Below are 23,150 nucleotides of genomic sequence, written 5' to 3' on the forward strand. Positions count from 1 at the left end.
CCCGCCGTCACCAACCGGCCGTCCCACCTCGTCGGCCGTGTCCCCTCGTTGCACAGCGCCACCCGTTCTGCCCAGCCAGCACCCCCAGCCAGGGAGGCAGCCCGTGTCAGCATCCGCCGTTCGTACCGGAGTCTGGTTCATCGGAGCACGCGGTTCCGTCGCCACCACCGCCACGGCGGGGTGTGCGGCGGTCGCGGCAGGGCTCCACCCGGCGGCCGGCATGGTCACCGAGACCACGCCGTTCGCCGACAGCGGGCTGCCCACCCTCACCTCACTGGTCTTCGGCGGACACGACACCGTCGGCTGTCCCCTGCCCAAACGCGCCGAGGTCCTGGCCGCCGGGGGAGTGCTTCCGCACGGACTGCCCCGGGCCGTGCGCTCCGAACTCGCCGCCGCCGACGCGGAGATACGGCCCGGCGGGCCGCTGCCCGGCGACACCCGCAGCGATGAGGAACTCATCACCGCCTTCGCCGCCGACCTCGTCGACTTCGGGCACCGCAACGGTCTGACCAGGACGGTCGTGGTCAACGTCGCCTCCACGGAACCCGCCCCCGCCCCCGGCGGCCCGCGTTTGGCCGTCAGCTCGCTCTATGCCGCGGCAGCGCTCCGGGCCGGCTGCCCGTACATCAACTTCACCCCGTCCACCGGGCTGCGCACCCCCGTGCTCCAGGACGCCGTCGCGGGCTGCGGACTTCCTCACGCGGGCCGCGACGGCAAGACCGGCCAGACGCTGCTCCGCTCCGTACTCGCCCCGATGTTCGTGCAACGCGCCCTGCCCGTACGGGCCTGGTCGGGTACCAACCTGCTGGGCGGCGGGGACGGAGCGGCGCTGGCCGACCCGGGCGCGGCCGCGGCCAAGAACGCGGGCAAGGAACGCGTCCTCGCCGACACGCTGGGATCGGCGCCCGAGGGCGAGGTCCACATCGACGACGTACCGGCCCTCGGCGACTGGAAGACGGCGTGGGACCACATCGCGTTCGACGGCTTCCTCGGGGCGCGCATGGTGCTCCAGACCACCTGGCAGGGGTGCGACTCCGCACTGGCCGCACCCCTGGTCCTGGACCTGGCGAGACTGGTTGCCCGCGCCCACGAGAAGGGAGTGACCGGCCCCTTGCCCCAGCTCGGCTTCTACTTCAAGGACCCGGACGGCGGCCCGGCCGCACTCTTCGAGCAGTACGGAGAGCTGCTGGCCTTCGCCGACACCCTGCGGGGGGCGAAGTGACGCTGCGGGCCTGGGCGGAACTGCTGCGGGTGTCGGCCCTGTTCACCGTCCCCGGCGACGCGCTCGCCGGAGCGGCGGCGAGGGGCCTGCGCCCCGACCGGGGCACCGCGCTCGCCGTCGGCGCCTCGCTCTGCCTGTACGAGGCGGGGATGGCCCTCAACGACTGGGCCGACCGTGACGAGGACGCCATCGACCGCCCGCACCGGCCGATCCCCTCGGGACGGATCGCCCCCGGCGCGGCCCTCGCGGCGGCCGGCGCGCTGACGGCCGCGGGCCTGGGCCTCGCCGCCCGGGCCGGCCGCCCGGCCCTCGCGGTCGCCGCGGGGCTGGCGGCGACGGTCTGGGCGTACGACCTCCGTCTCAAACACACCCCGGCGGGACCGGCGGCGATGGCGGCGGCGCGAGGACTGGATCTCCTGCTCGGCGCCGCAGCCACGGGGGCCGCGAAGAGACCGACGCGTTCGGACCCGGCCCCTGGCGCGGCTGCGCGCGGCGGTAATCGCGGGGGCATGCGGAGCGCCCTCCCGGCCGCCGGACTGCTCGGCGCGCACACCTACGCCGTGACCGCCGTCTCCCGGCACGAGGCACAGGGCGGATCCACCACCGTCCCCCTCGCCGCGCTCGCGGCCGTCACCGCGCTGGGCGCCGCGGCCCTGCGCGAGCCCGGGGGCGCGCTCCCGGAACCGGGAGGGCCCGGGGGCACGCCCCCGCACGGGCCGCACGGCCGGAGGCGGACGGCGCATCTCTCGCACCGGCCCCGGGCCACCCCGACGTCCACCACCACCCCCCGCCTCCTCCTCACCGCGCTCACCGGCAGCTACTTCCGTACCGCCGCCGGGCCCCTCCTCCACGCCGCCCTCAACCCGTCCCCGCCGCTCACCCAGCGCGCCGTCGGCGGTGGCATCCGGGCGATGATCCCGCTCCAGGCCGCCCTGGCCGCCCGCGCCGGAGCAGCCGGAACCGGGTACGCCGTCATGGGGCTCGTCCCGCTCGCCCGCGCCCTCGCCCGGAAGGTGAGCCCCACATGACGATCCGCCTCGGCTACGGCACCAACGGACTCACCGACCTCCGCCTCGACGATGCCCTCGGCCTCCTCGCCGACCTCGGGTACGACGGGGTCGGCCTGACTCTCGACCACATGCACCTCGACCCCCTCGCCCCGGACCTCTACGCCCGCACCCGCCGGGTGGCGTCCAGACTCCAGGAGCTGGGCCTCGGCGTCACCGTCGAGACCGGGGCCCGGTACATCCTCGACCCCCGCCGCAAGCACGGCCCGTCCCTCCTCGACCCGGACCCCGAGGCCCGCGCCGCCCGCACCCGGCTGCTCGTCCGGGCCGTCGGCATCGCCGCCGACCTCGGCGCCCACGCCGTGCACTGCTTCAGCGGCATCACCCCACCGGACACCACCGCCGACACCGCCTGGCAGCGGCTCGCCGACTCCCTCGCCCCCGTCCTGGACGCCGCCGACCGCTCCGGCATCCCCCTGGCCATCGAACCCGAGCCCGGACACCTCCTCGCCGATCTCGCCGACTTCCACCACCTGCGCGTCCTCAGCGGCGATCCACCACCGCTCGGACTCACCCTCGACATCGGCCACTGCCAATGCCTGGAGCCCGCGCCGCCCGCCGACTGCGTCCGCGACGCCGCCCCCTGGCTGGCGCACGTCCAGATCGAGGACATGCGCAGGGGCGTCCACGAACACCTCCCGTTCGGCGACGGCGAGATCGACTTCCCGCCCGTACTCGAAGCGCTCGACGCCCTCTCGGACGCCGGCTACCGCGGTCTGACCGTCGTCGAGCTGCCCCGTCACTCCCACGCCGGACCCGAACTCGCCCGCACCTCCATCGAGTTCCTCCGCAAGCACGGCCCGTCAGGACGCTGAAACCGCGAAGGGAGCGACGATGCCATGCCGATGAACCCGACGACCACCCGGCTGCTGACCCGCAAGGAACTCGAAGCCCGGCTCGGCGGAGCCGCACGAGCCTGGCTCGACGAGGCCCTCGCCGAGGCCGAACACGCCGCCTCCCACGAAGACACCGAACAGCGGTCCGGCGGCCCGTACGCCGTACCGTCGTGGGAGCTGCGGTACGCGGCCGCCGGCCGGCACTGCGGACTCGAACACGCTGATTCCGTACGCGCCCTGCTGCTCATCGAGGCCCGCGCCGCACTGTCTGCCCTCACCAGGCTCTACGAGCAGGGCACCGCCGCCGAACGGCGCGCCGTCCTGCTCACTCTGCACCGGCTGGACCTCGGCCCCACCGCCCTTCCGCTCGTCGAGGACGCCCTGCGCACCAATGACACCCGGCTCGTCGCCGCGGCCGTCGGACCGTACGCGGCCGCCCATCTCGATGCGCACAACTGGCGCCACGCCATTCTCAAATGCCTCTTCACCGGTGTCCCCGTCGAGACCGTCGACCAACTGGCCCGGCGCTCGCGCGGCGACGCGGAACTCGCCCGCATGCTCGGTGACTTCGCGGCCGAACGTATTGCCGCGGGCCGCAGCGTCCCCGCCGGTCTCACCCGCGTCCTCGCCCTCACCACCCCTGGCCCCGCGGCCCCCACGGAGGAGTCCTGATGCGCATCTTCGACCCCCACATCCATATGACCTCCCGCACCACGGACGACTACCAGGCGATGTACGACGCGGGCGTCCGCGCCCTCGTGGAACCCTCCTTCTGGCTCGGCCAGCCCCGCACCTCGCCCGCCAGCTTCTTCGACTACTTCGACGCCCTGCTCGGCTGGGAACCCTTCCGCGCCGCCCAGTACGGCATAGCCCACCACTGCACGCTCGCCCTCAACCCCAAAGAGGCGAACGACCCCCGCTGCACCCCCGTCCTGGACGCCCTGCCCCGCTACCTCGTCAAGGACTCCGTCGTCGCCGTCGGCGAGATCGGCTACGACTCCATGACCCCGGCCGAGGACACCGCCCTGGCCGCCCAGCTCCAGCTCGCCGCCGACCACGGCCTGCCCGCTCTCGTCCACACCCCGCACCGCGACAAGCTCGCCGGTCTGCACCGCACCCTCGACGTCATCCGCGAATCGCACCTCCCCCCGGAGCTGGTCCTGCTCGATCACCTCAATGAGACGACCGTGAAGGACGCCACTGACAGCGGCTGCTGGGCCGGCTTCTCCATCTACCCCGACACCAAGATGGACGAGGACCGCATGATCGCGATCCTCAAGAGCCACGGCACCGAGAAGGTCCTGGTCAACTCGGCCGCCGACTGGGGCAGGAGCGACCCGCTCAAGACCCGCAAGGTCGGCGACGCGATGCTCGCCGCCGGATTCGGCGAGGACGACGTCGACCAGGTGCTCTGGCGCAACCCCGTCGCCTTCTACGGCCAGAGCGGCCGCCTCCAGCTCGACACCGTCGCACCGCAACCACTCCACGAGGGCAACTCCATCCTGCGCGGAGGGGAGTGAGGCGATGCGCTTCCGCCACCCCGACGGCTCCACCGTCCACCTCGCGTACTGCACCAACGTCCACCCCGCCGAGACGCTCGACGGGGTCCGGACCCAACTGCGCGACCACTGCGAACCCGTCCGCAAGCGCCTGGGCCGCGACCGGCTCGGCATAGGCCTCTGGCTCGCCAGGGACGCCGCCCGCAGCCTGATCAACGATCCCTCCCAACTGCGGTCCCTGCGCGCCGAACTGGACCGGCGCGGCCTGGAGGTCGTCACCCTCAACGGCTTCCCGTACGAGGGCTTCGGCGCCGACGAGGTCAAGTACCGGGTGTACAAACCGGACTGGACCGACCCCGAACGGCTCGCCCACACGACCGACCTCGCCCGGCTCCTCGCCGGCCTGCTCCCCGACGACGTCACCGAAGGAACCGTCTCCACCCTCCCCATAGCCTGGCGCACCCCCTTCGACACGGACGCCGAAGCCGCCGCTCTCGCACACACCGCGCTCACCACCCTCGCGGAGCGCCTCGACGCGCTGGCCGAGCTCACCGGCAAGTCCATCCGCATCGGCCTCGAACCCGAGCCGGGCTGCACCGTCGAGACCACCGCCGATGCCATCGCACCCCTCACCGCCGTCGGACACCCACGCATCGGCATCTGCATCGACACCTGCCACCTGGCAACCTCGTTCGAGGACCCCGGCACGGCCGTCGACGCGCTCCGCGCAGCGGGCATTCCGGTCGCCAAGGCGCAGCTCTCCGCCGCACTGCACGCCGAACACCCCCACCTTCCCGAGGTACGCGCCGCGCTCGCCGCCTTCGCCGAGCCCCGCTTCCTCCACCAGACCCGCACCAGCACCGCCGCCGGACTGCGCGGCACCGACGACCTCGCCGCGGCACTCACCGGCCGGGCCCTGCCCGACGGCGCCCCGTGGCGCGCCCACTTCCACGTCCCCCTGCACGCACCCCCGGCACCACCGCTCACCTCCACCCTTCCCGTCCTGCGTGCCACGCTGACCCGGCTCGTCGGCGGCGCCAGGCCCCTCACCCGGCACCTGGAGGTCGAGACGTACACCTGGCAGGCATTACCGGCCGCGCTGCGCCCGCGCACCCGCACCCAGCTCGCCGACGGCATCGCCGCCGAACTCACCCTCGCCCGCGACCTCCTGGTCGACCTCGGCCTCAAGGAACTCCCATGACCGCAGCCGAGCACCCGACCGAGCGGACCACCACGGCCACCGCACCCACCGCACCCACCCCCCTCCTCGTTCTCGACGTCGTCGGCCTCACCCCACAACTCCTCGACCACATGCCCCACCTCAAGGCCCTGGGGCAATCCGGCACCCACGCTCCCCTCGGCACCGTCCTTCCCGCCGTCACCTGCGCCGCCCAGTCCACGTTCCTCACCGGCACCACCCCCGCCGAGCACGGCATCGTCGCCAATGGCTGGTACTTCCGGGAACTCGGCGACATCCTGCTCTGGCGCCAGCACAACGGCCTGGTCGCCGGAGACAAACTCTGGGACGCCGCCCGCCGAGCCCACCCCGGCTACACCGTCGCCAACATCTGCTGGTGGTACGCGATGGGCGCCGACACCGACATCACCGTCACCCCGCGCCCCGTCTACTACGCCGACGGCCGCAAGGAACCCGACTGCTACACCCGGCCGCCCGCCCTGCACGACGAACTCACCGGGAAACTCGGCACGTTCCCCCTCTTCCACTTCTGGGGCCCCGGCGCCGACCTCGTCTCCTCCCAGTGGATCATCGACGCGACCCGGCACATCCTCGACACCCGCCACCCCGACCTGGCCCTGTGCTACCTCCCGCACCTCGACTACGACCTGCAGCGCTACGGCCCCGACGACCCCCGCTCCCACCGCGCCGCCGCCGATCTCGACCGGGCCGTGGCACCCCTCCTGGACGACGCGCGCCGCGAGGGCCGCACCGTCGTCGCCCTCTCCGAATACGGGATCACGCGTGTCGACCGGCCCGTCGACATCAACCGGGCCCTGCGCCGGGCCGGCCTCCTCGAGGTCCACACCCAGGACGGCATGGAGTACCTCGACCCGATGGCATCGCGCGCCTTCGCCGTCGCCGACCACCAGATCGCCCACGTCTACGTACGCCGCCCCGAGGACCTCGAAGCGACCCGCGAAGCACTCCAGGACCTTCCGGGCATCGAGCAGCTCCTCGACGACGAGGGCAAGAAGGCCAACGGCCTGGACCACCCCCGCTCCGGCGAACTCGTCGCCGTCGCGGACCCCGATGCCTGGTTCACGTACTACTACTGGCTCGACGACGCCCACGCGCCCGATTTCGCACAGCTCGTCGAGATCCACCGCAAACCCGGCTACGACCCCGTCGAACTCTTCATGGACCCCCAGGACCCGTACGTTCGGGTCAAGGCGGCCAAGGCGGTCGCCCGCAAGAAACTCGGCATGCGCTACCGCATGGCGGTCGTACCGCTGGACCCGTCACCTATTCGCGGCAGCCACGGCCGCCTCCCCACGAGCGACGAAGAAGGTCCGCTCATCCTGTGCTCCACCCCCCACGCGTTCAGCGGCCCCGTCCGGGCCACCGAGGTGAAGTCCTTGCTCCTCACGCTTGCCGGCCTCGCGTGAGACCGGTCCGCACATGGCGTTTCGAGCATTTTCGAGAAGGAGAGAGACCGTGACCGTGTACAACGACGAATCCGCGACGGACGGCGCCCTGCGCCGCAGCCTCGGCGTCAACCGCCGCCGCTTTCTGAGCACCTGCACGGCCGCTGCGGCAGCGGCGATCGCCGCGCCCGCCTTCGGCGCGTCGCCGGCCTTCGCCCAGACCGCCTCCAGCAACGGACGGGGCGTCGGCCAGGCTCTGGTCCCGGCGGACAAGCGAGGAATCATCCTGTACACCGTGCGTGACGCCACGGGCCGGGATCCGCTCAGCACGGACCTTCCCTCGGGCTTCCGTGAGGTCTTCAGGGAGCTGGCCCGCTACGGCTACCAGCAGGTCGAGTTCGCCGGGTACGGCCAGCACGCCAACGCACCCGGCGGAAGCAACCTCGAATCGGTGGAGGGCGCGAAGCTGCTGCGCTCGTGGCTGGACGACTACGGTCTGCGAGCCCAGGGCAACCACGGCTTCATCCCGTCGTCCTGGCCGCTGAACCAGAGCGACCTGGACCAGTTCAAGCGCCACCTGGAGATAGCGAACATCCTCGGCATGGAACACATGGGCACCGGTGGCGACCCCACCGGCAGCGCCTACCGTGCCGACTGGGACGTGGCCGCCGACAAGTGGAACACGCTGGGACGCATCGCCCGGAGTGCGGGCATCAAGCTGTACACCCACAACCACGACGCGGCCTACGGCTTCCTGCTCGACGGCGGTCCGCTGGACGCCCAGGGCCGCCCCACCCGCAGCTCCGGCACCCGCAAGCTGGAGTACTTCCTCCAGGTCACCGACCCGAAGTCCGTATGGCTGGAGATGGACATCTTCTGGGCGCACGTCGCCCAGTACAAGTTCCACACCTACACCGCGCACGACGGGTCGCAGCAGGAGAACATCTTCGACCCGGCGGCACTGGTCGGCTGCAACACCAAGCGCTACCCGCTGTTCCACGCCAAGGACGGCATCGTCAACACCACCAGCGGTCAGGGCTACGACATGGTCCCCTTCGGCACCGGGGTCATCGACTACCGCACGTTCTTCCGCCGCGTCGGGGCGAAGAACTACCACAACCCGATGGTCGAGCAGGACAACGCACCGAGCTCGACCGTCCCCGCGCAGTCCCTGAACCATGCGCGGATCGGTTACGACAATCTGGCGGCGCTGCGCAAGTAGGACCTTCGGCGGCTCCGGAGGGGCGGTCCGCGCCTCACCCCGGACTCCTGGAGACCGGGGAGCGGCGCAAGCGCCCGCCCGGTGCTGTCAGGCACCGTACGCTCCACGGCAGTCACCAGGAGCGTACGGTGCCTGACCAGCTCCGTGAACCGCGCGACCAACCCCGGGGCCGGCTGAGAATCCGCCGGCCGTTCTCCCCGATCCGGCGATGATGAACGCCCTCGCCGTGACCGCCGACCGACACTCGGCGTACATGTCCCACCCCGGACCGTACGCACGATGGGGGGAGTTTGCCGGATCGCGCCGAGGACGTCCGCCGCACCGCACTGACCACCGGAAACGCAGGTGAGAGCCACCCCGAACCCCTGGTATTGTTTTCCATGTCGCCGCGGGAAACCGGGGCCGACCACCTGGTCCGGGTGGCGGAATGGCAGACGCGCTAGCTTGAGGTGCTAGTGCCCTTTATCGGGCGTGGGGGTTCAAGTCCCCCCTCGGACACCAGCAGAGACCCCAGTTGATCTGGGGTTTTTCTGTTTCTCGGGCTGTGTCGTGACCAACCGCGTGACCAACAGCCGAGCGAATCCCCAGGTCAGACCAGGGACGACAGGCCGAGTCGGCCCGCACCGGAGGCGGCCAGTCGGCGTGCTCCGTATCGATGGCCGACAGTGCCGTGACCACGGTGACGGCCCGGTCAAAGGCCCGAGGCCGGGCCTCGGGCCTTTGACCGGTCGCATCACGGACTGCACGATCTTTCAGACATGCTCCGGCCTCACATGTGGATGGGCAGATGGCGCGGTCCGCGGAGCATGGCGTTCTGCCGGTAGGGGGGCGGGTCCTGGACCAGGCGTGCCGTGCCGAGGCGGGGGATCAGCGCCCCGAGGGCGGCCTGGGCCTCGATGCGGGCGAGCGGCGCGCCGTAGCACAGGTGGATGCCGCTGCCGAAGCCGAGGTGCTGGTTGTCGGGGCGGGTGGGGTCGAACCGGTCGGGGTCCTGGAACCGCTTGGGGTCGCGGTTGCCTGAGGCGAGCACGAGTACGACAGGCGTGCCTTGGGGGATGGTGGTGCCGGCGACGTCCATGTCGGCGAGGGGGATGCGCTCGCGCATGTGGACCGGGGGCTCGTAGCGCAGCAGTTCCTCCACCGCTTGCGGCAGCAGGCCCGGTTCGCGACGCAACTGGTCCAGATGCCCGGGGTGGCGCAGCAGGGTGAGCACACCGTTGGTGATCAGGTTGACCGTGGTCTCGTGTCCGGCGATGAGCAGCAGCACGGCGGTCTCCGCCAGTTCCGCCCGGCTGAGCCGCAGGGCCGGATCCGGTTCGTTGACGAAGGCGGAGAGCATGTCGTCGCTCGGACGGCCACGGCGCTGCTCGGCGAGGTCTACCAGGTACTGGCCCATCTCGATCCGCGCCTGTTCGCCCGTCCGGTCCCGCTCGGTGGAGTCCTCTCCGGGCGTGACATCAGCGGATGCGACCACAGCGTCGGACCATTCCCTGAACAGCGGCTCGTCCTCGCGCGGCACACCGAGCAGCCGGCAGATCACCGTGACGGGCAGCGGGTAGGCGAAATCGTCGACGATGTCGACCTGCCGGCCCGCCTCGAATGACGCGAGCAGTTCCTCGGTGATCCGGGCGATCTCGCCGCGCATGGCATCGATCCGGCCGGGGCTGTGTGGCGGGCCGAACGGTCGCATGGCCAGGGTGCGCAGCCTGTGGTGCTCGGGGTCGTCGAGCCGCAGGAACGGCGGCTCGGGCATCGTTTCGCCACGGCTGCGGGGATCGGCGCTGATTCGCGGATCGTGCAGCAGAGCGGTGATCTCGTGGTAGGTGCCGATCAGGTAGCTGCCGTCCGCCTGCGGCACCACGGGACCGGCCTCGCGGAGTTCCGCGTACAGCGGGTAGGGGTTGGGGCGGTTGGCGTAGTCGGTGATCCGTTCCAGCAGGGTGTCGGCGGCCATGCGTACGGCTCCTCGTGGTGGGGCGGGATGTTGGTCAGCCGGCGGGCTGCACCATGGTCAGCCGTCGGTCCGGCAGGTAACCGGTGAGCGCCACGGTGGGGCCGTGGGACAGCCCCTTCGGGTCCGGCACATCGGAGGGGACCGGGATCTCGGCCGCCAGCGGACGGTCTGCCGCGCCGGACGCGGGCGGGAACGGGGCTGCGGTCTCGATCAGGTGCTGGTAGTACTCGAGCGACTTGGCCATGTCGACGGTGACCGCGGCGGTGACCCGCCCCTGGTAGCCGTAGACCATCGCCAGACGGCGCGTCTCCAGCGAACCCTGTGCGATGACGACTTGGTCGGAGAAGGTGGGCACGCCCACCGACTTGATGTTGAGCCCGAACTGGCTCGACCAGAACGTCGGGAGGGCAAGGTGCGGGCGCCGCAGCGGTCCCGGACTGACCATGTTGTGCGCGGCCACCTCGGCCTGCGCGACCGCGTTGCCCCAGTGCTCCAGGGAGAGCATCTGGTACCCGAACAGCGGGTGCGGGAAGCGGGAGACGTCACCGGCCACGAAGACGTCGTCGGTGACGATTCCGTACATGGTGAAGGCCCGGCATCCGGCGTCGCAGGCGATCCCGCGGGGGCCCGCTGCGAGCCCGGAGTCCGCCAGCCACTCGACGTTGCGGACCGCCCCCAACGCCACGACGCACACGTCCGCCTCGACGCGGCTGCCGTCGGAGAGGTCCGCACCGGTGAACCGGCCGCTGCTGTCACCGCGCAGGGCGGTGACCGTCACTCCGCAGCGCAGGTCCACCCCGTGGTTGCGTTGCATGGCGGCCGCGAGCTTCGCCAGGGTGCCGCCGAGTGCGCCCACCAGGGGCGCGGGGCCGCGTTCGGTGACCGTGACGTCCAGTCCCCGTTCCCGGCATGCGGAGGCGATCTCCGAGCCGGTGAAGCCGGCGCCGATCACCAGCACCCGGCGGGGCCCGGCGGCCAGCCGCTCGGCCAGCCCCGCGGCGTCGTCGCGGGTGCGCAGGGTGAACACCCCGTCCAGGGCGGCCTCCTCCGGATGGGGCCAGGGCCGCGCCCGGGTCCCGGTGGCGATCAGCAGCCGGTCGTACGGGAGCGCGTCCCCATCGGCCAGCAGCACTCGCTTCCTCATCGGGTCCAGACCGGTGGCGCGTACCCCCAGCCGCCACTCGGCCTCCGGGTTCCGGCGCATCGGCAGCCCGGTCGTGTCCGCCGCCACCTGGCCGAGCAGCACCTGCTTGGACAACGGCGGCCGGTCGTAGGGCGGACAGGACTCATCCCCCACCACGGTCAGTGAGCCGGTGAAACCCTCGTCGCGCAGCGTCTCGGCGGCCCGCAACCCGGCCAGCGATGCGCCCACGATGACGATCCGACCCTCGCGCAGATCACCGGCCACCGGCCTTCACCTCCTCGCCCACGAGGACAGCCTGGACGGGACACGCCGCCGCAGCCTGGCGCACGCGCTCGGCCTGGTCGTCGGGGACGGCCGGGTGGTACAGCAGTCCCTCCTCCCCGTGCAGTTCGAACACCTGCGGAGCGAGGAACACACACTGCGCATAGCCCTGGCATCGCGTGAGGTCCACAACGGTCTGCATGGCGAGTCACTCCCTTGGTCGTCGCGGCGTTCCCTCTCCTGTCTACGTCTGTGCCGCATCGGGCGCTTGCCCGGCTACGCCTTTCGGGATCCCGTAAGGAGCGGCAGCTGCAATTCCCGGGGGCATGCAACCGAGGCCCTGGCCGGGAACCATCCCGACCGGGGCTTTGTGTTGTGCGGGACGGTGCTCGACGGTCATGCCGGAGCTTTGACGGGCCGCTTCGCGGCCGAGGCCGGCGCCCGACGGATGGCTACCGGTCGGCGGAAGGGGGCAGCTGCGCGGGGCTCACCCGCTTGCCCAGCACCTCGGTCATGAACTGGACGAGCCACCGCTGAGAGGGGCTGCGCGAGGCCTCGTGGCGCGCGTAGAGAGCCACTTCCACCGGCTCCGCCTCGAACGGGAGGCGTACCAGGCGCAGGCGGTGCGAGGCCGTGAAGACCTCCCCGACGTACTCCGGGATGACGGCGATCAGATCGGTCTGCTCCAGCAGGTACGGGAGCATCGAGAAGCGCGTGGCTTCCACGGCGACCCGGTCCAGGAGGCCGTGCGCGGCCAGCACGGTGCGCGGCGCGGCGTGACCGCTGGGCCCGTGCACGGTCGCGTGCTGCTCCGCCGCGAGCGCCTCCAGGCTGATCGAGTCGCCCGTCACCCGGGGGTGGTCGGCCGAGACCATCCCGACGTAGCGCTCCTGGAAGAGGGGAATCCGCACCGTCCGGTGTGAGCTGAGCACCGGGGTGGCCACGAACGCGTCCAGTTCGCCCCGGCGCAGCCGGCCCTCCGCGTCGGCCACGTCGAGCGGCTGGATGGTGAACGAGACGCGAGGCGCCCGTTCGCGCGCCTTCGCCAGGAGCCGGGGCAGCAGCGACGTCTCGCCCAGGTCCGAGAGGGCGATGGTGAAGCGGCCCGACATCGTCTCGGGATCGAAGTCGTCGGCCTGGCGCACGGTTCCGTCGATCTCCGCGAGGGCATGCTGCAACGGTTCGTACAGCCGGCGTGCGCCCGCGGTCGGGGTCAGCCCGCGCCCGGTGCGCCGGAACAGCTCGTCGCCGAAATGCCGCCGCAACTTCCCCAGGCTGTAGCTGACGGTCGGCTGTGTCACGTGCAGCGTCTCGGCGGTGGCCGTGACGCTGCCGGTCTCGTACAGCAGCACGAAGACCCGAGCGAGGTTGAGATCGAAGCTCCTCATATCGATCGACTCTATATCGCAGATCCGCAACATCTATTGGTGCTTTGGTCGAAGCATTGCCTAGCGTGTCCGCCACCAACAACGTAAGGAACGTCCGTGCCGTCCGTACGCCGTGTCTCCCATGAGTTCCTGGAGCGCCGAGGACTCACCACCATCTTCGGCAACCCCGGCTCCAACGAGCTGCCCTTCCTGGCCGAGTTGCCCGACAGCTTCCGCTACGTCCTCGGTCTTCACGAGGGCGCGGTGGTCGGGATGGCCGACGGCTACGCTCAGGCGACCGGCCGCCCCGTCCTGGTCAACCTGCACGCAGCCTCCGGTTCCGGCAACGCCATGGGCGCGCTGACCAACGCCGTAGCCTCCCGCACGCCCATGGTGGTCGTCGCCGGCCAGCAGGTACGGCCCGCCATCGGCCCCGAGGCCAACCTGGCGAGCGTCGACGCACCCGCGCTCATGAAGCCCCTCGTGGGCTGGGCCGCGGAACCCGCGTGCGCCGAGGACGTACCGCGTGCGCTCGCGCAGGCCCTGTTCGAGGCGGAGCTGCAGCGGCGGCCGACGTATCTCTCCGTTCCCTATGACGACTGGGCCGCCGAGGCCGGTGACAACTGCCTGCCCATCCTCGACCGGCGGGTCGAGCGGGGCTCCGCGCCCGGCGGTGAGCAGGCCCGCCGGCTCGTCGAGCAAGTGACCGCGGCACGGCGGCCGTTGATCGTGCTCGGCGGCGACATCGACTCGGCCGGTCTCTTCGACGACGCCGTCCGGCTCGCCGAGCGCCTGGGCAGCCCGGTGTGGGCCGCGCCGTCGCTGTTCCGGCTGCCCTTCCCCAACCGGCACCCACTGTTCCGGGGTGTGCTGCCCGCGGGCATCGCGCCCGTCTCGGCGGCGTTCGAGGGCCATGACCTCGTACTCGTGCTCGGAGCCCCGGTGTTCCGCTACCACGAGTACCTGCCCGGCCGATACCTGCCGGAGGGCACCCACCTGATCCAGGTGACCGACGACGCCTCCGCCGCCGCGCGGGCGCCGATGGGCGAGGCGTTGGTCGCCGCACCCGGCGCCGTCATCGACCTGCTGGTGAACGCCCTGGACGCACCCGGCGAGGCCGCGGGCGAGTACCGGCCCGCCCCTGAGCCGCCGACGGCCGAGGGTGATCGGCTGCACCCGGAGGAGGTGTTCGCGGCGCTGCGCGACCGGATGCCCCACGACACCGCGTACGTGGTCGAGTCCACGTCCACGAACTCCGCGTGGTGGCGGCAGATGGACCTGCGCAGGTCCGGCTCCTACTACTTCCCGGCCGCCGGCGGGCTCGGCTTCGGACTGCCCGGCGCGGTCGGCGTCGCGATGGGCCGGCCGGACCGGCCCGTCGTCGGAGTCATCGGCGACGGCTCCGCCAACTACGGCATCACCGCCCTGTGGACCGCGGCCCAGCACCGCGTGCCGCTGACCGTGGTGCTGCTGCGCAACGGCACGTACGGCGCCCTGCGTTGGTTCGGCGGGCTCCTGGGCGTTCCGGACGCGCCCGGCCTGGACATTCCCGGTCTGGACTTCACCCGCATCGCGGAGGGCTACGGCGTCGCGTCGCAGCACGTCCACAGTGCGGAGGAACTGCGGGCCGTGCTCGCCGAGCACCCCGAACATCCGCGCCTCGTGCAGGTGGACACGGCGCTCACCACGCCCTCGTAGCCGATTCGACGCACGGCAAGTACCGCAAGAACCCGAAGTGCCCCAAGTACCCGAAGAGTTCGAAGTACCCGAAAAGTTTGAAGAGCACGAAGAGTTCGAAAAGTTCGTAGAGTTCGAGGAAAGGCAGATCGATGACACTCCTGGACAGCGCCGTCTGGGGCGGGAAGCTCTACAGCGACGGTTGGCAGGACTCCGCCTCCGTGCACCCGGTGGTCGAACCGGCGACCGGTGCCCAGCTCGGCACCGTGGGCCTGGCCACGGAGAAGGACGCGCACCGCGCCGCCGCCCGTGCCGCCGAGGCGCAGCGGGCGTGGGCCGCGACCTCGCCGCAGGCACGGGCCGCCGTGCTGCGCCGTGCGGGCGAGCTGTTCACCGAGCATGCGGCGGAGATCGAGGACTGGCTCGTGCGCGAGGCCGGTTCGGTGCGCGCCAAGGCGGGTTCCGAGGCCCAGCTCGCCGTGGGGGAGTGCTTCGAATGCGCGTCACTGCCCACGCACCCGCAGGGCGAGGTGCTCACCACCGAGGAGGCGCGCTGGTCGCTCACCCGCCGCCGCCCCGCCGGTGTCGTGAGCGTCATCGCTCCCTTCAACTTCCCCCTCATCCTCGGCCTGCGTTCGGTGGCACCCGCGCTCGCCCTGGGCAACGCGGTGCTGCTCAAACCGGATCCCCGCACCGCGGTGACCGGCGGCGTCGTCATCGCGCGCATCTTCGAGGAGGCCGGACTGCCGGCCGGTGTGCTGCACCTGCTGCCGGGCGACGGCGCGGTCGGACAGGCGGTCGTCGAGGCCCCGGAGGTCCGGGTGATCTCCTTCACCGGTTCGACACCGGTCGGGCGGGCCATCGGTGAGCGGGCCGGCCGCCTCCTGAAGCGGGCCCACCTGGAGCTCGGCGGAAACAACGCTCTGGTCGTGCTGCCCGGTGCCGATGTGCGGAAGGCGGCATCGGCCGGCGCGTTCGGTTCGTATCTGCACCAGGGCCAGATCTGCATGACGACCGGCCGCCACATCGTCCACGAGTCGCTGGTGGAGGAGTACACGGCCGTGCTCGCGGCGAAGGCCCGTGCGCTGCCGGTCGGCGACCCCGCCCGTGAGGACGTGGCCCTCGGCCCGATCATCGACCGCCGGCAGCTGGAGCGCGTGCACGGCATCGTCACCGAGAGCGTCGCGGCGGGCGCCACGCTCGCCGCGGGCGGCGAGATCTCCGGCGCCTGCTACCGGGCCACCGTGCTGAGCGACGTGACCACCGACATGCCCGCCTGGCGCGAGGAGGTCTTCGGCCCCGTCGCACCGGTCATCGGCTTCTCGACGCTGGAGGAGGCCGCGCGCATCGTCGACGACTGCGAGTTCGGCCTGTCCGTCGGCATCCTCGGCGACGTCGGCACCGCGATGAAGCTCGCCGACCGGATCGAGTCCGGCAAGGTCCACATCAACGAGCAGACCGTGGCCGACGAGCCCAACGCGCCCTTCGGCGGTGTGAAGGCGTCTGGCACCGGCTCCCGCTTCGGCGGCGCCGCGGCCAACGTCGAGGCCTTCACCGAGACCCAGTGGGTCACCGTCCGTCCCGACATCGCCGACTACCCGTTCTGACCCGCTTCGCACTCCCTCTCCCGTAGCCGCCCCAGGGGGCCCACCGTGGCAAACGACATATCGACGCAGTCTCCGGCCAGATCCGGCACCGCCTCTCGCAGCTCCTGGACGGTGATCCTGTGCTGGATCACCGTCCTGCTGGAGGGCTACGACCTCGTAGTCCTCGGCGCCATCATCCCCACGCTCCTCAAGACCCGCCATCTCGGCATGACCGCGGGCGACGCGACCACCATCGCGACGCTCTCGCTCGTCGGCGTGGCCATCGGCGCGGTCTGCGTCGGGCCGCTGGCCGACCGTTTTGGCCGGCGTCTCCTGCTGATCGGGTCGGTGGTGCTGTTCTCGGTCTTCACCATCCTCGTCCCGCTGGCCGACTCCGTCGCCATGTTCGCCGGGCTGCGGCTCATCGCCGGCCTCGGCCTCGGCGCCTGCATGCCGGTCTCGCTCACGATGATGTCCGAGCACATGCCCGCGCACCGGCGGGCGCGGGCCTCCACCCTGACGATGACCGGCTACCACACCGGTGCCGTGATCACTTCACTGCTGGCCCTGCAGGTCACCGACAACTGGCAGGTCCTCTTCTACGCCCTGGGCGTCGCCGGCCTCGGCGTCGCCGTGATCCAGTGGTTCCGCCTGCCGGAGTCGGATGTCTTCGTGCAGGCGAAGGAGGCGCCCAAGGCTCAGCGCGTGGCGTTCACCGAACTGCTCAAGCCCAACTTCCTGCGCGCGAGCATCGGGATCTGGGTCGCCTCGTTCATGGGGCTGCTTCTGGTCTACGGCCTCAACACGTGGCTGCCCAAGCTCATGAACGACGCCGGCTACCCGGTGCCCACGGCCGTCACCCAGCTCCTCGTGCTCAACGTCGGCGGAGTCGTCGGCCTGGTCGTCGGCGGATACGTCGCCGACCGGCGCGGTATCAAGGGCACGACGCTCGGCTGGTTCGGAGTCTCCGTGCTCATGCTGGCCTGCCTGAGCATCAAGATCAGCAGCGATCTCCTGCTCAACACCATCATCTTCTTCACCGGTGTGTTCGTCTTCTCGGCGCAGGTGCTCGTCTACGCCTACGTGACGAACTACTACCCGGCGTCCGTCCGCGGCACCGCACTCGGTTCGGCTTCCGGTATCGGCCGCATCGGCTCGATCGTCGGCCCGTCGATCACCGGCGCCCTGGTCACTGCCGGCATCGGCCACCCGTGGGGCTTCTACTTCTTCGCAGCCGTCGCGGTGTTCGGCTTCCTGGCCGTGCTGACGCTGCCACGAGGAACCGCCGACGCGCAGCCGGAAGTCGCCGTTTCCACAGCCTGAGCACACCAGGCGGTACGCATTGGTGCGGCAACTGCGGCAACTGCGGCAACTGCGGCAACTGCGGCAACTGCGGCAACTGCCGCACCCTGCCGAGGGCATGGGTCCGTCCTCCCGGGCGGGCCCATGCCCTTGGTCTGTCCAGGCCGGCCGTTCTCGCGCTCCCACGCTCCCACGCTCCCGCGCCGGGTCCGTCGGCGCGCTGCGGAAGCGATCGGCGGGTAGGTGGGAAGCGATCAGCGGGTTGCTCCTTGACCACCTCGTTCGTCCAGCCGACCGACTTCGCGTGCCCGGCGCGGTCCAGGACGCAGTCGAGGTCCTCGCGGGAGCCGACGTTCATGTCGCCTGCCACGGTGACCTGTTCGGACGCGGGGATGTTCTTGACGTCGAGGAAGGCGTGCCCCGTGCGCCGCGAACCGCACTCCGCAATCCCATTTATAACGATCCGATCTCGGACGTCCGGGGAGGGCTTGTTTTTGGTCATGTAATCGATTCCAATCATCTGTGTAATCGATTCCACGGCTCTGGGCCGCTGGTTTCGAGGCTCACGGAAGCCACAAGGAGGTGGTCCGGGAATGGCGAGCATCAAGGATGTCGCGGCCCAGGCGGGAGTGTCCGTCGCCACGGTCTCCCGCGTACTCAACAGCCATCCCTCCGTCAGCCCCGACGCGCGCGCTCGCGTCCTCGCCGCCGTCGACGTGCTCGGCTACCGGCCCAACGCCGTCGCCCGTTCGCTGCGCACCGATCGGACACGCACCCTCGGCCTGGTCATCAGCGACGTACTCAACCCGTACTTCACCGAACTGGCCCGCTTCGTCGAGGAAGAGGCTCGCGCCCTCGGGTACAGCGTCATCATCGGAAACGCCGACGAGCGGCCGGACCTGCAGGAACACCACGTACGTACGCTCCTCGACCGCCGGATCGACGGACTCCTCGTCTCCCCGGCCGACGGAAGCTCCCCGCTCATGCCGGGTTCCGCGGGCAGCGGCACGCCGATGGTCTTCGTGGACCGCTGGATCCAGGGTGTGGACGTCCCCGTGGTGCGTGCCGACGGCCGTGACGCCATCCGGGACCTGGTCGCCCACCTGCACCGCCTCGGCCACCGCAGGCTCGCGATCATCGCGGGACCGGCGGCCACCACCACGGGCAACGAGCGCGTCGAAGCCTTCCGCGAGGCGCTGCGCGCGTACGGACTCGCCCTGCCCGACGCCTACATCGGCCGGGGCGACTTCCAGGCGGACAGCGGGCGCCGCGTCACCGAGCGCTTCCTGGCCCTTCCCGAACCGCCCGGGATCGTATTCGCCGCCGACAATCTGATGGCGCTCGGCGCGTTGGACGCGATCCGCGCACGCGGGCTTCGCGTGCCGCGGGACATCGGGCTCGCGGCCTTCGACGACATCCCGTGGTTCCTGCACACCGATCCGCCGATCACAGCGATCGCCCAGCCGACGGGAGAACTCGGCCGCGCCGCCGTACGCGCGCTGGTCGACATCGTCGAGGGGCGGTCCCCGCAGTCCGTGACCCTTCCCGCCCGCCTTGTCGCACGCAGTTCCTGCGGCGAGCACGATCCGAACCGCAAGAGCGAACCGTGAGTACCCAGGGCGAGTTGCTGCGCATTGAAGGCGTACGCAAGGCCAAGGCGCGCGAACTGGGCATCGCCCGGCCGCAGATGGCGGAGATCGGCCAGGGCGCTCGGCCTCGACGGGCGCTTCCGATGGTGCCTCCTGCAACTTCGGCCCGCCCGGCGGCGCCACGAAGAAGGACAAGTCGCTGTCCGTGCTCAACGACCCCTTCTTCGTACAGCTGAAGGCGGGCGCCCAGGCGTAGGCGAAGGCGTCCGGAGTCGCAGCCGAAGGGAATGTGCAAGATCACCGTGCGGAAAGCGGTGCGGACAACAGAGGACAAGAAGGTCGATAGCATGGTGAAGGCGCTGGTTCAAGGTAGTTACCGAGAAGAATGTCGCCCACTTCTCCCGAACAGCGCCTGAGCGGCGTCCGACCTCGGAAAGCAGGAACAATGCACGTCAACAACCACTACCAGTACGACCTGCTGGTTGTGGGCTCGGCCAACGCCGACCTGGTCATCGGTGTGGAACGCCGGCCAGCGCCCGGTGAGACCGTGCTCGGTTCCGATCTTGCCGTTCACCCGGGCGGCAAGGGAGGGAACCAGGCGGTGGCCGCCGCCCGCCTCGGGGCCGTCACTGCGCTGCTGGCACGGGTCGGCGACGACGCCCACGGCCGGCTGCTGCTCGAATCGCAGCGGGCGGCCGGGGTGGACACCGAGGGCGTGCTCGTGGGCGGGGCACCGACCGGAGTCGCGCTGATCACCGTGGACCCCTCCGGCGACAACAGCATCGTGGTGTCGCCGGGGGCCAATGGCCGGCTGACCCCGGAGGACATCCGGGCGGCCGGACCCCTCTTCGAGGCGGCGCGGGTCGTGTCCGTACAGCTGGAGATTCCGCTGGAGACGGTTGCCGAGGTGGCCGGTGCCTTGTCACCCGGCACCCGGCTGGTACTGAACCCGTCCCCGCCCGCACCCCTGCCCGATCATGTACTGGCCGCCTGCGACCCCTTGGTCGTCAACGAGCACGAGGCGCGCTACATGCTGGGGGAAGCCGCCGGCGCCACGCCCCAGGAGTGGGCGCGAGCACTGCTGAAGCTCGGCCCGCAGTCCGTCGTGGTCACGCTGGGTGCGGCGGGCGCGCTCGTCGCCGACGGCCGTACGGGTGACGTCGTATCCGTACCGAGCCCCAAGGTCGAGGCTGTGGACACGACGGGGGCGGGCGACGCGTTCACCGCGGCCCTGGCCTGGCGGCTCGGCCTGGGAGAGCAACTCGCCGAGGCCGCCGCGTTCGCCGTCAGGGTCGGTGCGGTGGCCGTCACCCGGCAGGGCGCGCAGGAGTCCTACCCGAGCGCAGAGGAAGTCTCCGCACTGTGAAGAAGGCAGGAATCCTCAACCGTCATTTCGTGGGGCGCCGGCCGAGTCGGGCCATGGTGACGGGGCACTGACCTGCGACGTGGGCATGCCCATCCCGACCCGGCCCCTGTGAAAGTCCGGGGCGGCAACCGGTCACGACGTACGGCCGCCGCCCCGGAGCTCATCCGGAGACTGCGGCGACCAGCGGTGCCAAGAACGGGCTCGGCGTCCCGTGCCAGAAGATGTCCAGGCTGTCACGGGCACGGGTGGTGGCGACGAACGCGACTCGGAGTCCACGACCGTCGGCTTGATCACTTTCACGGCGGCCGGTTCGCCGCCCTGCGATTCGCCGAGGAAGACCTGCCCCATACCTCCGTGGCCGATCCGGCCCAGCAGCTCGAACCCGCCGAGCTCCGTAGGGTCCTCGGGGCTGAGGGGTGTGGTCTGCACGTCGGTCCTCGGTCCTCGTCGTCAGTCGGCCCGTGTCATCGTCATGGCGGGCCTGATCAGGCGGATTGTCCGTATGTCCGCATGGATACGGTAATGGATCAGCGGGCACGGGGAGCCTGATTCCTCAGGATGAAGCTGTTCATAGGCTCTGTGGATCACGGCGTCGATTGTGAACTTAGTCAATCCGTGCGATGCGATTGATTTCAATGTCCGGCAGGGGGCTGTGATCGATGACGCCCGCGATCCTGGTGCTCCAGCTCTTGGCGCAGGGCCCGCTGCCTGGTCTTGTGTACCGCGGGCACCACGGGTGATCCGCAACGAGGTCCGCGGACGGTGCGCGGGTTGGCGGCGCGCAGCCGGGGTGCAGCCGTGGACCAGCGGGGGACCGGGCGGGGAGGTGCGTGGAGTCGGTGACCGGTCATGACGCGCGAGGCACGTTGCCCGAAGGGCTCGGCGACGCGATACGTGCCACCGCTGAGAAGATCGCCGCGCTGTTGCGCGGAGTTGCCGACATGAGCGGTCCCGGTGTCCGGCTCGGAGTGGACCGTAGGGCAGGCGGCAGCGCACCTGGCTCAGGCGAATGTCCGGGGCGGCAACCGGTCAGCCCCGGCCTCCGGCCGCGGTCATGACGCCGGGTTCCCGGCAGGCTCCCGGGCCCGCGCCGGGTCGGCGCCGGGTGCGGCGTCGGCCGGTCCGGTGCAGTCCGTCGTGCTGGAGCCGCGGACGATGAGTTCCGGACCGAGTCGTACCGTGCGGCTCGGGCCTGCCTTCTCTCCGGCCAGTCGCCGGTCCAGCAACCGGGCGGCCTCCGCGGCCAGTTCGGCGACGGGTTGGCGCACGGTGGTCACGCCCGGGTCGGTGAGGCTCGCCATGGGGATGTCGTCGAAGCCGGTGACGGCGATCTCGCCCGGGACGTCCACTCCCAGCTGTCGCAGTCGTTGCAGCACACCGATGGCGATGAGGTCGTTGGCGCAGACAATGGCGTCCGGGCGGTGCGCGCGGACCCGGTCCACCGCGGCCCGCCCCCACTCGACGGAGAATTCACCGAGTTCGACACGTCCGGGCGCCTGCGGATCCAGTGCGCCGGCGCCGGACTCGTACGCGGTGCGGCGTTCGACCGCCGCCGAGGCGGTGCCCGCAGCCCCGACGAAGCATGGACGGCGACGCCCCGTGGCCGCGAGATGGTCCAGCACGAGCTGTATGCCGGCGGCGTTGTCGACGACCACGGAGTCGGCGACGCCGGGGCCGCAGCCTCGGTCCAGCAGTACCAGCGGCACCCGGGCCGCCGCGTCGGTCACCGCGGCCACGCTGCGTTTCTCGTCGACCGGGACGACCAGCAGGGCGTCGACCTGCCGGGCCAGCAGGGCGTCGATCCGGGCCGCTTCGGTCATCGGGTCGTCGTCGCAGTCGGCGAGGATCACGGCACGGTCGTGGACGTGCAGCGCGCGCGTCAACTCCCGCACGAGAGTGGGGTAGAACGGGTTGGTGATCTGCGGCAGGACGAGGCCGATGGTGCCTGTCGAGCGGCTGCGCAGGGCACGGGCCACATGGTTGGGCCGGTAGCCCAGACTGTCGGCAGCCGCGCGTACGCGCCGGGCGGTTTCCGCGCCGACCGGGCGGTTGCCGACGAGCACCCGGGACACCGTCGCGATGGAACAGCCCGCCAGGTGGGCCACGTCTCGCAGTGTTACTTCCGCCACTTCGGATCGCCCGCCCTGTTCGTCTGGTCCAGTCGCGAAGCGGGCGGATGCCCGCGGGGAGTTGGCAAACGTTATCACCGGCCCTTACCCGTGCCCAGACCCCGATCCCCTGTCCCAAACAGGTCACAACGTGAGATATGACTTCACCCATTGACATCATGGGCGACGGTGCGCAAAGTTCTCGGAGAACGATTTCCCGAAACGTTTTCTCAACGTTTCCCCACCGCGTGATCAAGGAAGAGTGCGCGGTACCCGTCTGTCTCGCTGCCCGCTCGCGGGTCGGCGCCGCATGCCGGCGCGGACCGTAACGGCGGTCGGGGACGGT

General features: G+C 71.1%; 19 protein-coding genes, 1 tRNA gene and 1 pseudogene. 14 read left to right on the forward strand and 7 right to left on the reverse strand.

The features are described from left to right. Window positions 1–103 precede the first annotated feature (103 nt). From OG936_RS30795 to OG936_RS30835, 9 genes are all read left to right on the forward strand, one after another. Window positions 104–1,222 (forward strand): inositol-3-phosphate synthase, encoded by a 1,119-nt coding sequence (locus OG936_RS30795; protein ID WP_406499140.1) that lies wholly within the window; start codon window positions 104–106, stop codon window positions 1,220–1,222. Continuing rightward, the gene (locus OG936_RS30800; protein WP_406499142.1) at window positions 1,219–2,250 is read left to right on the forward strand and encodes an SCO3242 family prenyltransferase; all 1,032 of its coding nucleotides are present in this window, start codon (window positions 1,219–1,221) and stop codon (window positions 2,248–2,250) included. Before OG936_RS30795 ends, OG936_RS30800 begins: the two co-directional genes overlap by 4 nt. After that, complete coding sequence (locus OG936_RS30805; RefSeq protein ID WP_406499143.1) at window positions 2,247–3,104, forward strand: sugar phosphate isomerase/epimerase family protein; 858 nt, start codon at window positions 2,247–2,249, stop codon at window positions 3,102–3,104. The genes OG936_RS30800 and OG936_RS30805 overlap by 4 nt, the downstream gene beginning before the upstream one ends. Before the next feature lie 24 nt (window positions 3,105–3,128). After that, window positions 3,129–3,797 carry an EboA domain-containing protein gene (locus OG936_RS30810; protein WP_406499145.1) on the forward strand — a complete coding sequence of 223 codons (669 nt, stop codon included), beginning with the start codon at window positions 3,129–3,131 and terminating at the stop codon, window positions 3,795–3,797. Then, entirely contained in the window at window positions 3,797–4,645 is an 849-nt protein-coding gene (locus OG936_RS30815) for a TatD family hydrolase (protein WP_406499146.1), read from the forward strand. The genes OG936_RS30810 and OG936_RS30815 overlap by 1 nt, the downstream gene beginning before the upstream one ends. Before the next feature lie 4 nt (window positions 4,646–4,649). Further along, on the forward strand, window positions 4,650–5,825 hold the full coding sequence (gene eboE / locus OG936_RS30820) for a metabolite traffic protein EboE (protein WP_406499148.1): 1,176 nt from the start codon (window positions 4,650–4,652) through the stop codon (window positions 5,823–5,825). Further along, on the forward strand, window positions 5,822–7,249 hold the full coding sequence (locus OG936_RS30825; RefSeq protein ID WP_406499150.1) for a nucleotide pyrophosphatase/phosphodiesterase family protein: 1,428 nt from the start codon (window positions 5,822–5,824) through the stop codon (window positions 7,247–7,249). The genes eboE and OG936_RS30825 overlap by 4 nt, the downstream gene beginning before the upstream one ends. Window positions 7,250–7,298: 49 nt before the next feature. After that, window positions 7,299–8,450: a sugar phosphate isomerase/epimerase family protein gene (locus OG936_RS30830; protein ID WP_406499152.1), complete on the forward strand. Its 1,152-nt coding sequence runs from the start codon at window positions 7,299–7,301 to the stop codon at window positions 8,448–8,450. A 413-nt stretch (window positions 8,451–8,863) separates the two neighbouring features. Next, window positions 8,864–8,951: transfer RNA gene (locus tag OG936_RS30835), tRNA-Leu, on the forward strand. Between the two features lie 268 nt (window positions 8,952–9,219). On the opposite strand, the gene OG936_RS30840 is transcribed toward OG936_RS30835, so the two are convergent. The 4 genes from OG936_RS30840 to OG936_RS30855 all read right to left on the reverse strand — a co-directional run bounded on the left by OG936_RS30840 (window position 9,220) and on the right by OG936_RS30855 (window position 13,197). Further along, complete coding sequence (locus OG936_RS30840; RefSeq protein WP_406499153.1) at window positions 9,220–10,404, reverse strand: cytochrome P450; 1,185 nt, start codon at window positions 10,402–10,404, stop codon at window positions 9,220–9,222. Window positions 10,405–10,438: 34 nt separating this feature from the next. Then, on the reverse strand, window positions 10,439–11,812 hold the full coding sequence (locus tag OG936_RS30845) for an NAD(P)/FAD-dependent oxidoreductase (protein ID WP_406499155.1): 1,374 nt from the start codon (window positions 11,810–11,812) through the stop codon (window positions 10,439–10,441). Further along, on the reverse strand, window positions 11,802–12,011 hold the full coding sequence (locus OG936_RS30850; RefSeq protein WP_266750122.1) for a ferredoxin: 210 nt from the start codon (window positions 12,009–12,011) through the stop codon (window positions 11,802–11,804). Before OG936_RS30850 ends, OG936_RS30845 begins: the two co-directional genes overlap by 11 nt. A 250-nt stretch (window positions 12,012–12,261) precedes the next feature. Then, a complete protein-coding gene (locus tag OG936_RS30855; RefSeq protein WP_406499156.1) occupies window positions 12,262–13,197 on the reverse strand; it encodes a LysR family transcriptional regulator in 936 nt (311 codons plus the stop codon). Between the two features lie 96 nt (window positions 13,198–13,293). Here OG936_RS30855 and mdlC point away from each other — a divergent pair, with 96 nt between their 5' ends. From mdlC to OG936_RS30870, 3 genes are all read left to right on the forward strand, one after another. Beyond that, window positions 13,294–14,874, forward strand: a complete 1,581-nt coding sequence (mdlC, locus tag OG936_RS30860; RefSeq protein WP_406499157.1) for a benzoylformate decarboxylase — start codon at window positions 13,294–13,296, stop codon at window positions 14,872–14,874. Window positions 14,875–15,005: 131 nt separating this feature from the next. Next, window positions 15,006–16,460, forward strand: coding sequence for a benzaldehyde dehydrogenase (locus OG936_RS30865; protein WP_406499158.1), 1,455 nt, complete (start codon window positions 15,006–15,008; stop codon window positions 16,458–16,460). 45 nt (window positions 16,461–16,505) lie between these two features. Beyond that, window positions 16,506–17,762: an MFS transporter gene (locus OG936_RS30870; protein WP_406499160.1), complete on the forward strand. Its 1,257-nt coding sequence runs from the start codon at window positions 16,506–16,508 to the stop codon at window positions 17,760–17,762. Between the two features lie 235 nt (window positions 17,763–17,997). On the opposite strand, the pseudogene OG936_RS30875 reads toward OG936_RS30870, so the two are convergent. After that, a pseudogene (locus OG936_RS30875) lies at window positions 17,998–18,156 on the reverse strand (sphingomyelin phosphodiesterase); the annotation flags it as partial. 178 nt (window positions 18,157–18,334) lie between these two features. Between OG936_RS30875 and OG936_RS30880 the strand changes: the two are divergent. Together OG936_RS30880 and OG936_RS30885 are read left to right on the forward strand one after the other, a co-directional pair. Next, a complete protein-coding gene (locus OG936_RS30880) occupies window positions 18,335–19,351 on the forward strand; it encodes a LacI family DNA-binding transcriptional regulator (protein WP_406499162.1) in 1,017 nt (338 codons plus the stop codon). Window positions 19,352–19,775: 424 nt separating this feature from the next. After that, on the forward strand, window positions 19,776–20,696 hold the full coding sequence (locus OG936_RS30885; RefSeq protein WP_406499164.1) for a ribokinase: 921 nt from the start codon (window positions 19,776–19,778) through the stop codon (window positions 20,694–20,696). Between the two features lie 132 nt (window positions 20,697–20,828). Here OG936_RS30885 and OG936_RS30890 read toward each other — a convergent pair whose 3' ends face one another. Continuing rightward, window positions 20,829–21,125: a hypothetical protein gene (locus OG936_RS30890; protein ID WP_406499166.1), complete on the reverse strand. Its 297-nt coding sequence runs from the start codon at window positions 21,123–21,125 to the stop codon at window positions 20,829–20,831. A gap of 623 nt (window positions 21,126–21,748) precedes the next feature. Then, complete coding sequence (locus OG936_RS30895) at window positions 21,749–22,801, reverse strand: LacI family DNA-binding transcriptional regulator (protein ID WP_406499168.1); 1,053 nt, start codon at window positions 22,799–22,801, stop codon at window positions 21,749–21,751. Window positions 22,802–23,150: the final 349 nt, after the last annotated feature.

It is taken from the genome of Streptomyces sp. NBC_00846, from assembly GCF_045207325.1.
GTDB lineage: Bacteria > Actinomycetota > Actinomycetes > Streptomycetales > Streptomycetaceae > Streptomyces.

Coding starts and splice junctions, on each gene's coding strand:
- OG936_RS30805 (WP_406499143.1), top strand. CDS start 2,247: ATGACGATCCGCCTCGGCTACGGCACCAACGGACTCACCGACCTCCGC.
- OG936_RS30810 (WP_406499145.1), top strand. CDS start 3,129: ATGCCGATGAACCCGACGACCACCCGGCTGCTGACCCGCAAGGAACTC.
- OG936_RS30815 (WP_406499146.1), top strand. CDS start 3,797: ATGCGCATCTTCGACCCCCACATCCATATGACCTCCCGCACCACGGAC.
- eboE (WP_406499148.1), top strand. CDS start 4,650: ATGCGCTTCCGCCACCCCGACGGCTCCACCGTCCACCTCGCGTACTGC.
- OG936_RS30825 (WP_406499150.1), top strand. CDS start 5,822: ATGACCGCAGCCGAGCACCCGACCGAGCGGACCACCACGGCCACCGCA.
- OG936_RS30840 (WP_406499153.1), bottom strand. CDS start 10,404: ATGGCCGCCGACACCCTGCTGGAACGGATCACCGACTACGCCAACCGC.
- OG936_RS30850 (WP_266750122.1), bottom strand. CDS start 12,011: ATGCAGACCGTTGTGGACCTCACGCGATGCCAGGGCTATGCGCAGTGT.
- OG936_RS30855 (WP_406499156.1), bottom strand. CDS start 13,197: ATGAGGAGCTTCGATCTCAACCTCGCTCGGGTCTTCGTGCTGCTGTAC.
- OG936_RS30865 (WP_406499158.1), top strand. CDS start 15,006: ATGACACTCCTGGACAGCGCCGTCTGGGGCGGGAAGCTCTACAGCGAC.
- OG936_RS30880 (WP_406499162.1), top strand. CDS start 18,335: ATGGCGAGCATCAAGGATGTCGCGGCCCAGGCGGGAGTGTCCGTCGCC.
- OG936_RS30885 (WP_406499164.1), top strand. CDS start 19,776: ATGCACGTCAACAACCACTACCAGTACGACCTGCTGGTTGTGGGCTCG.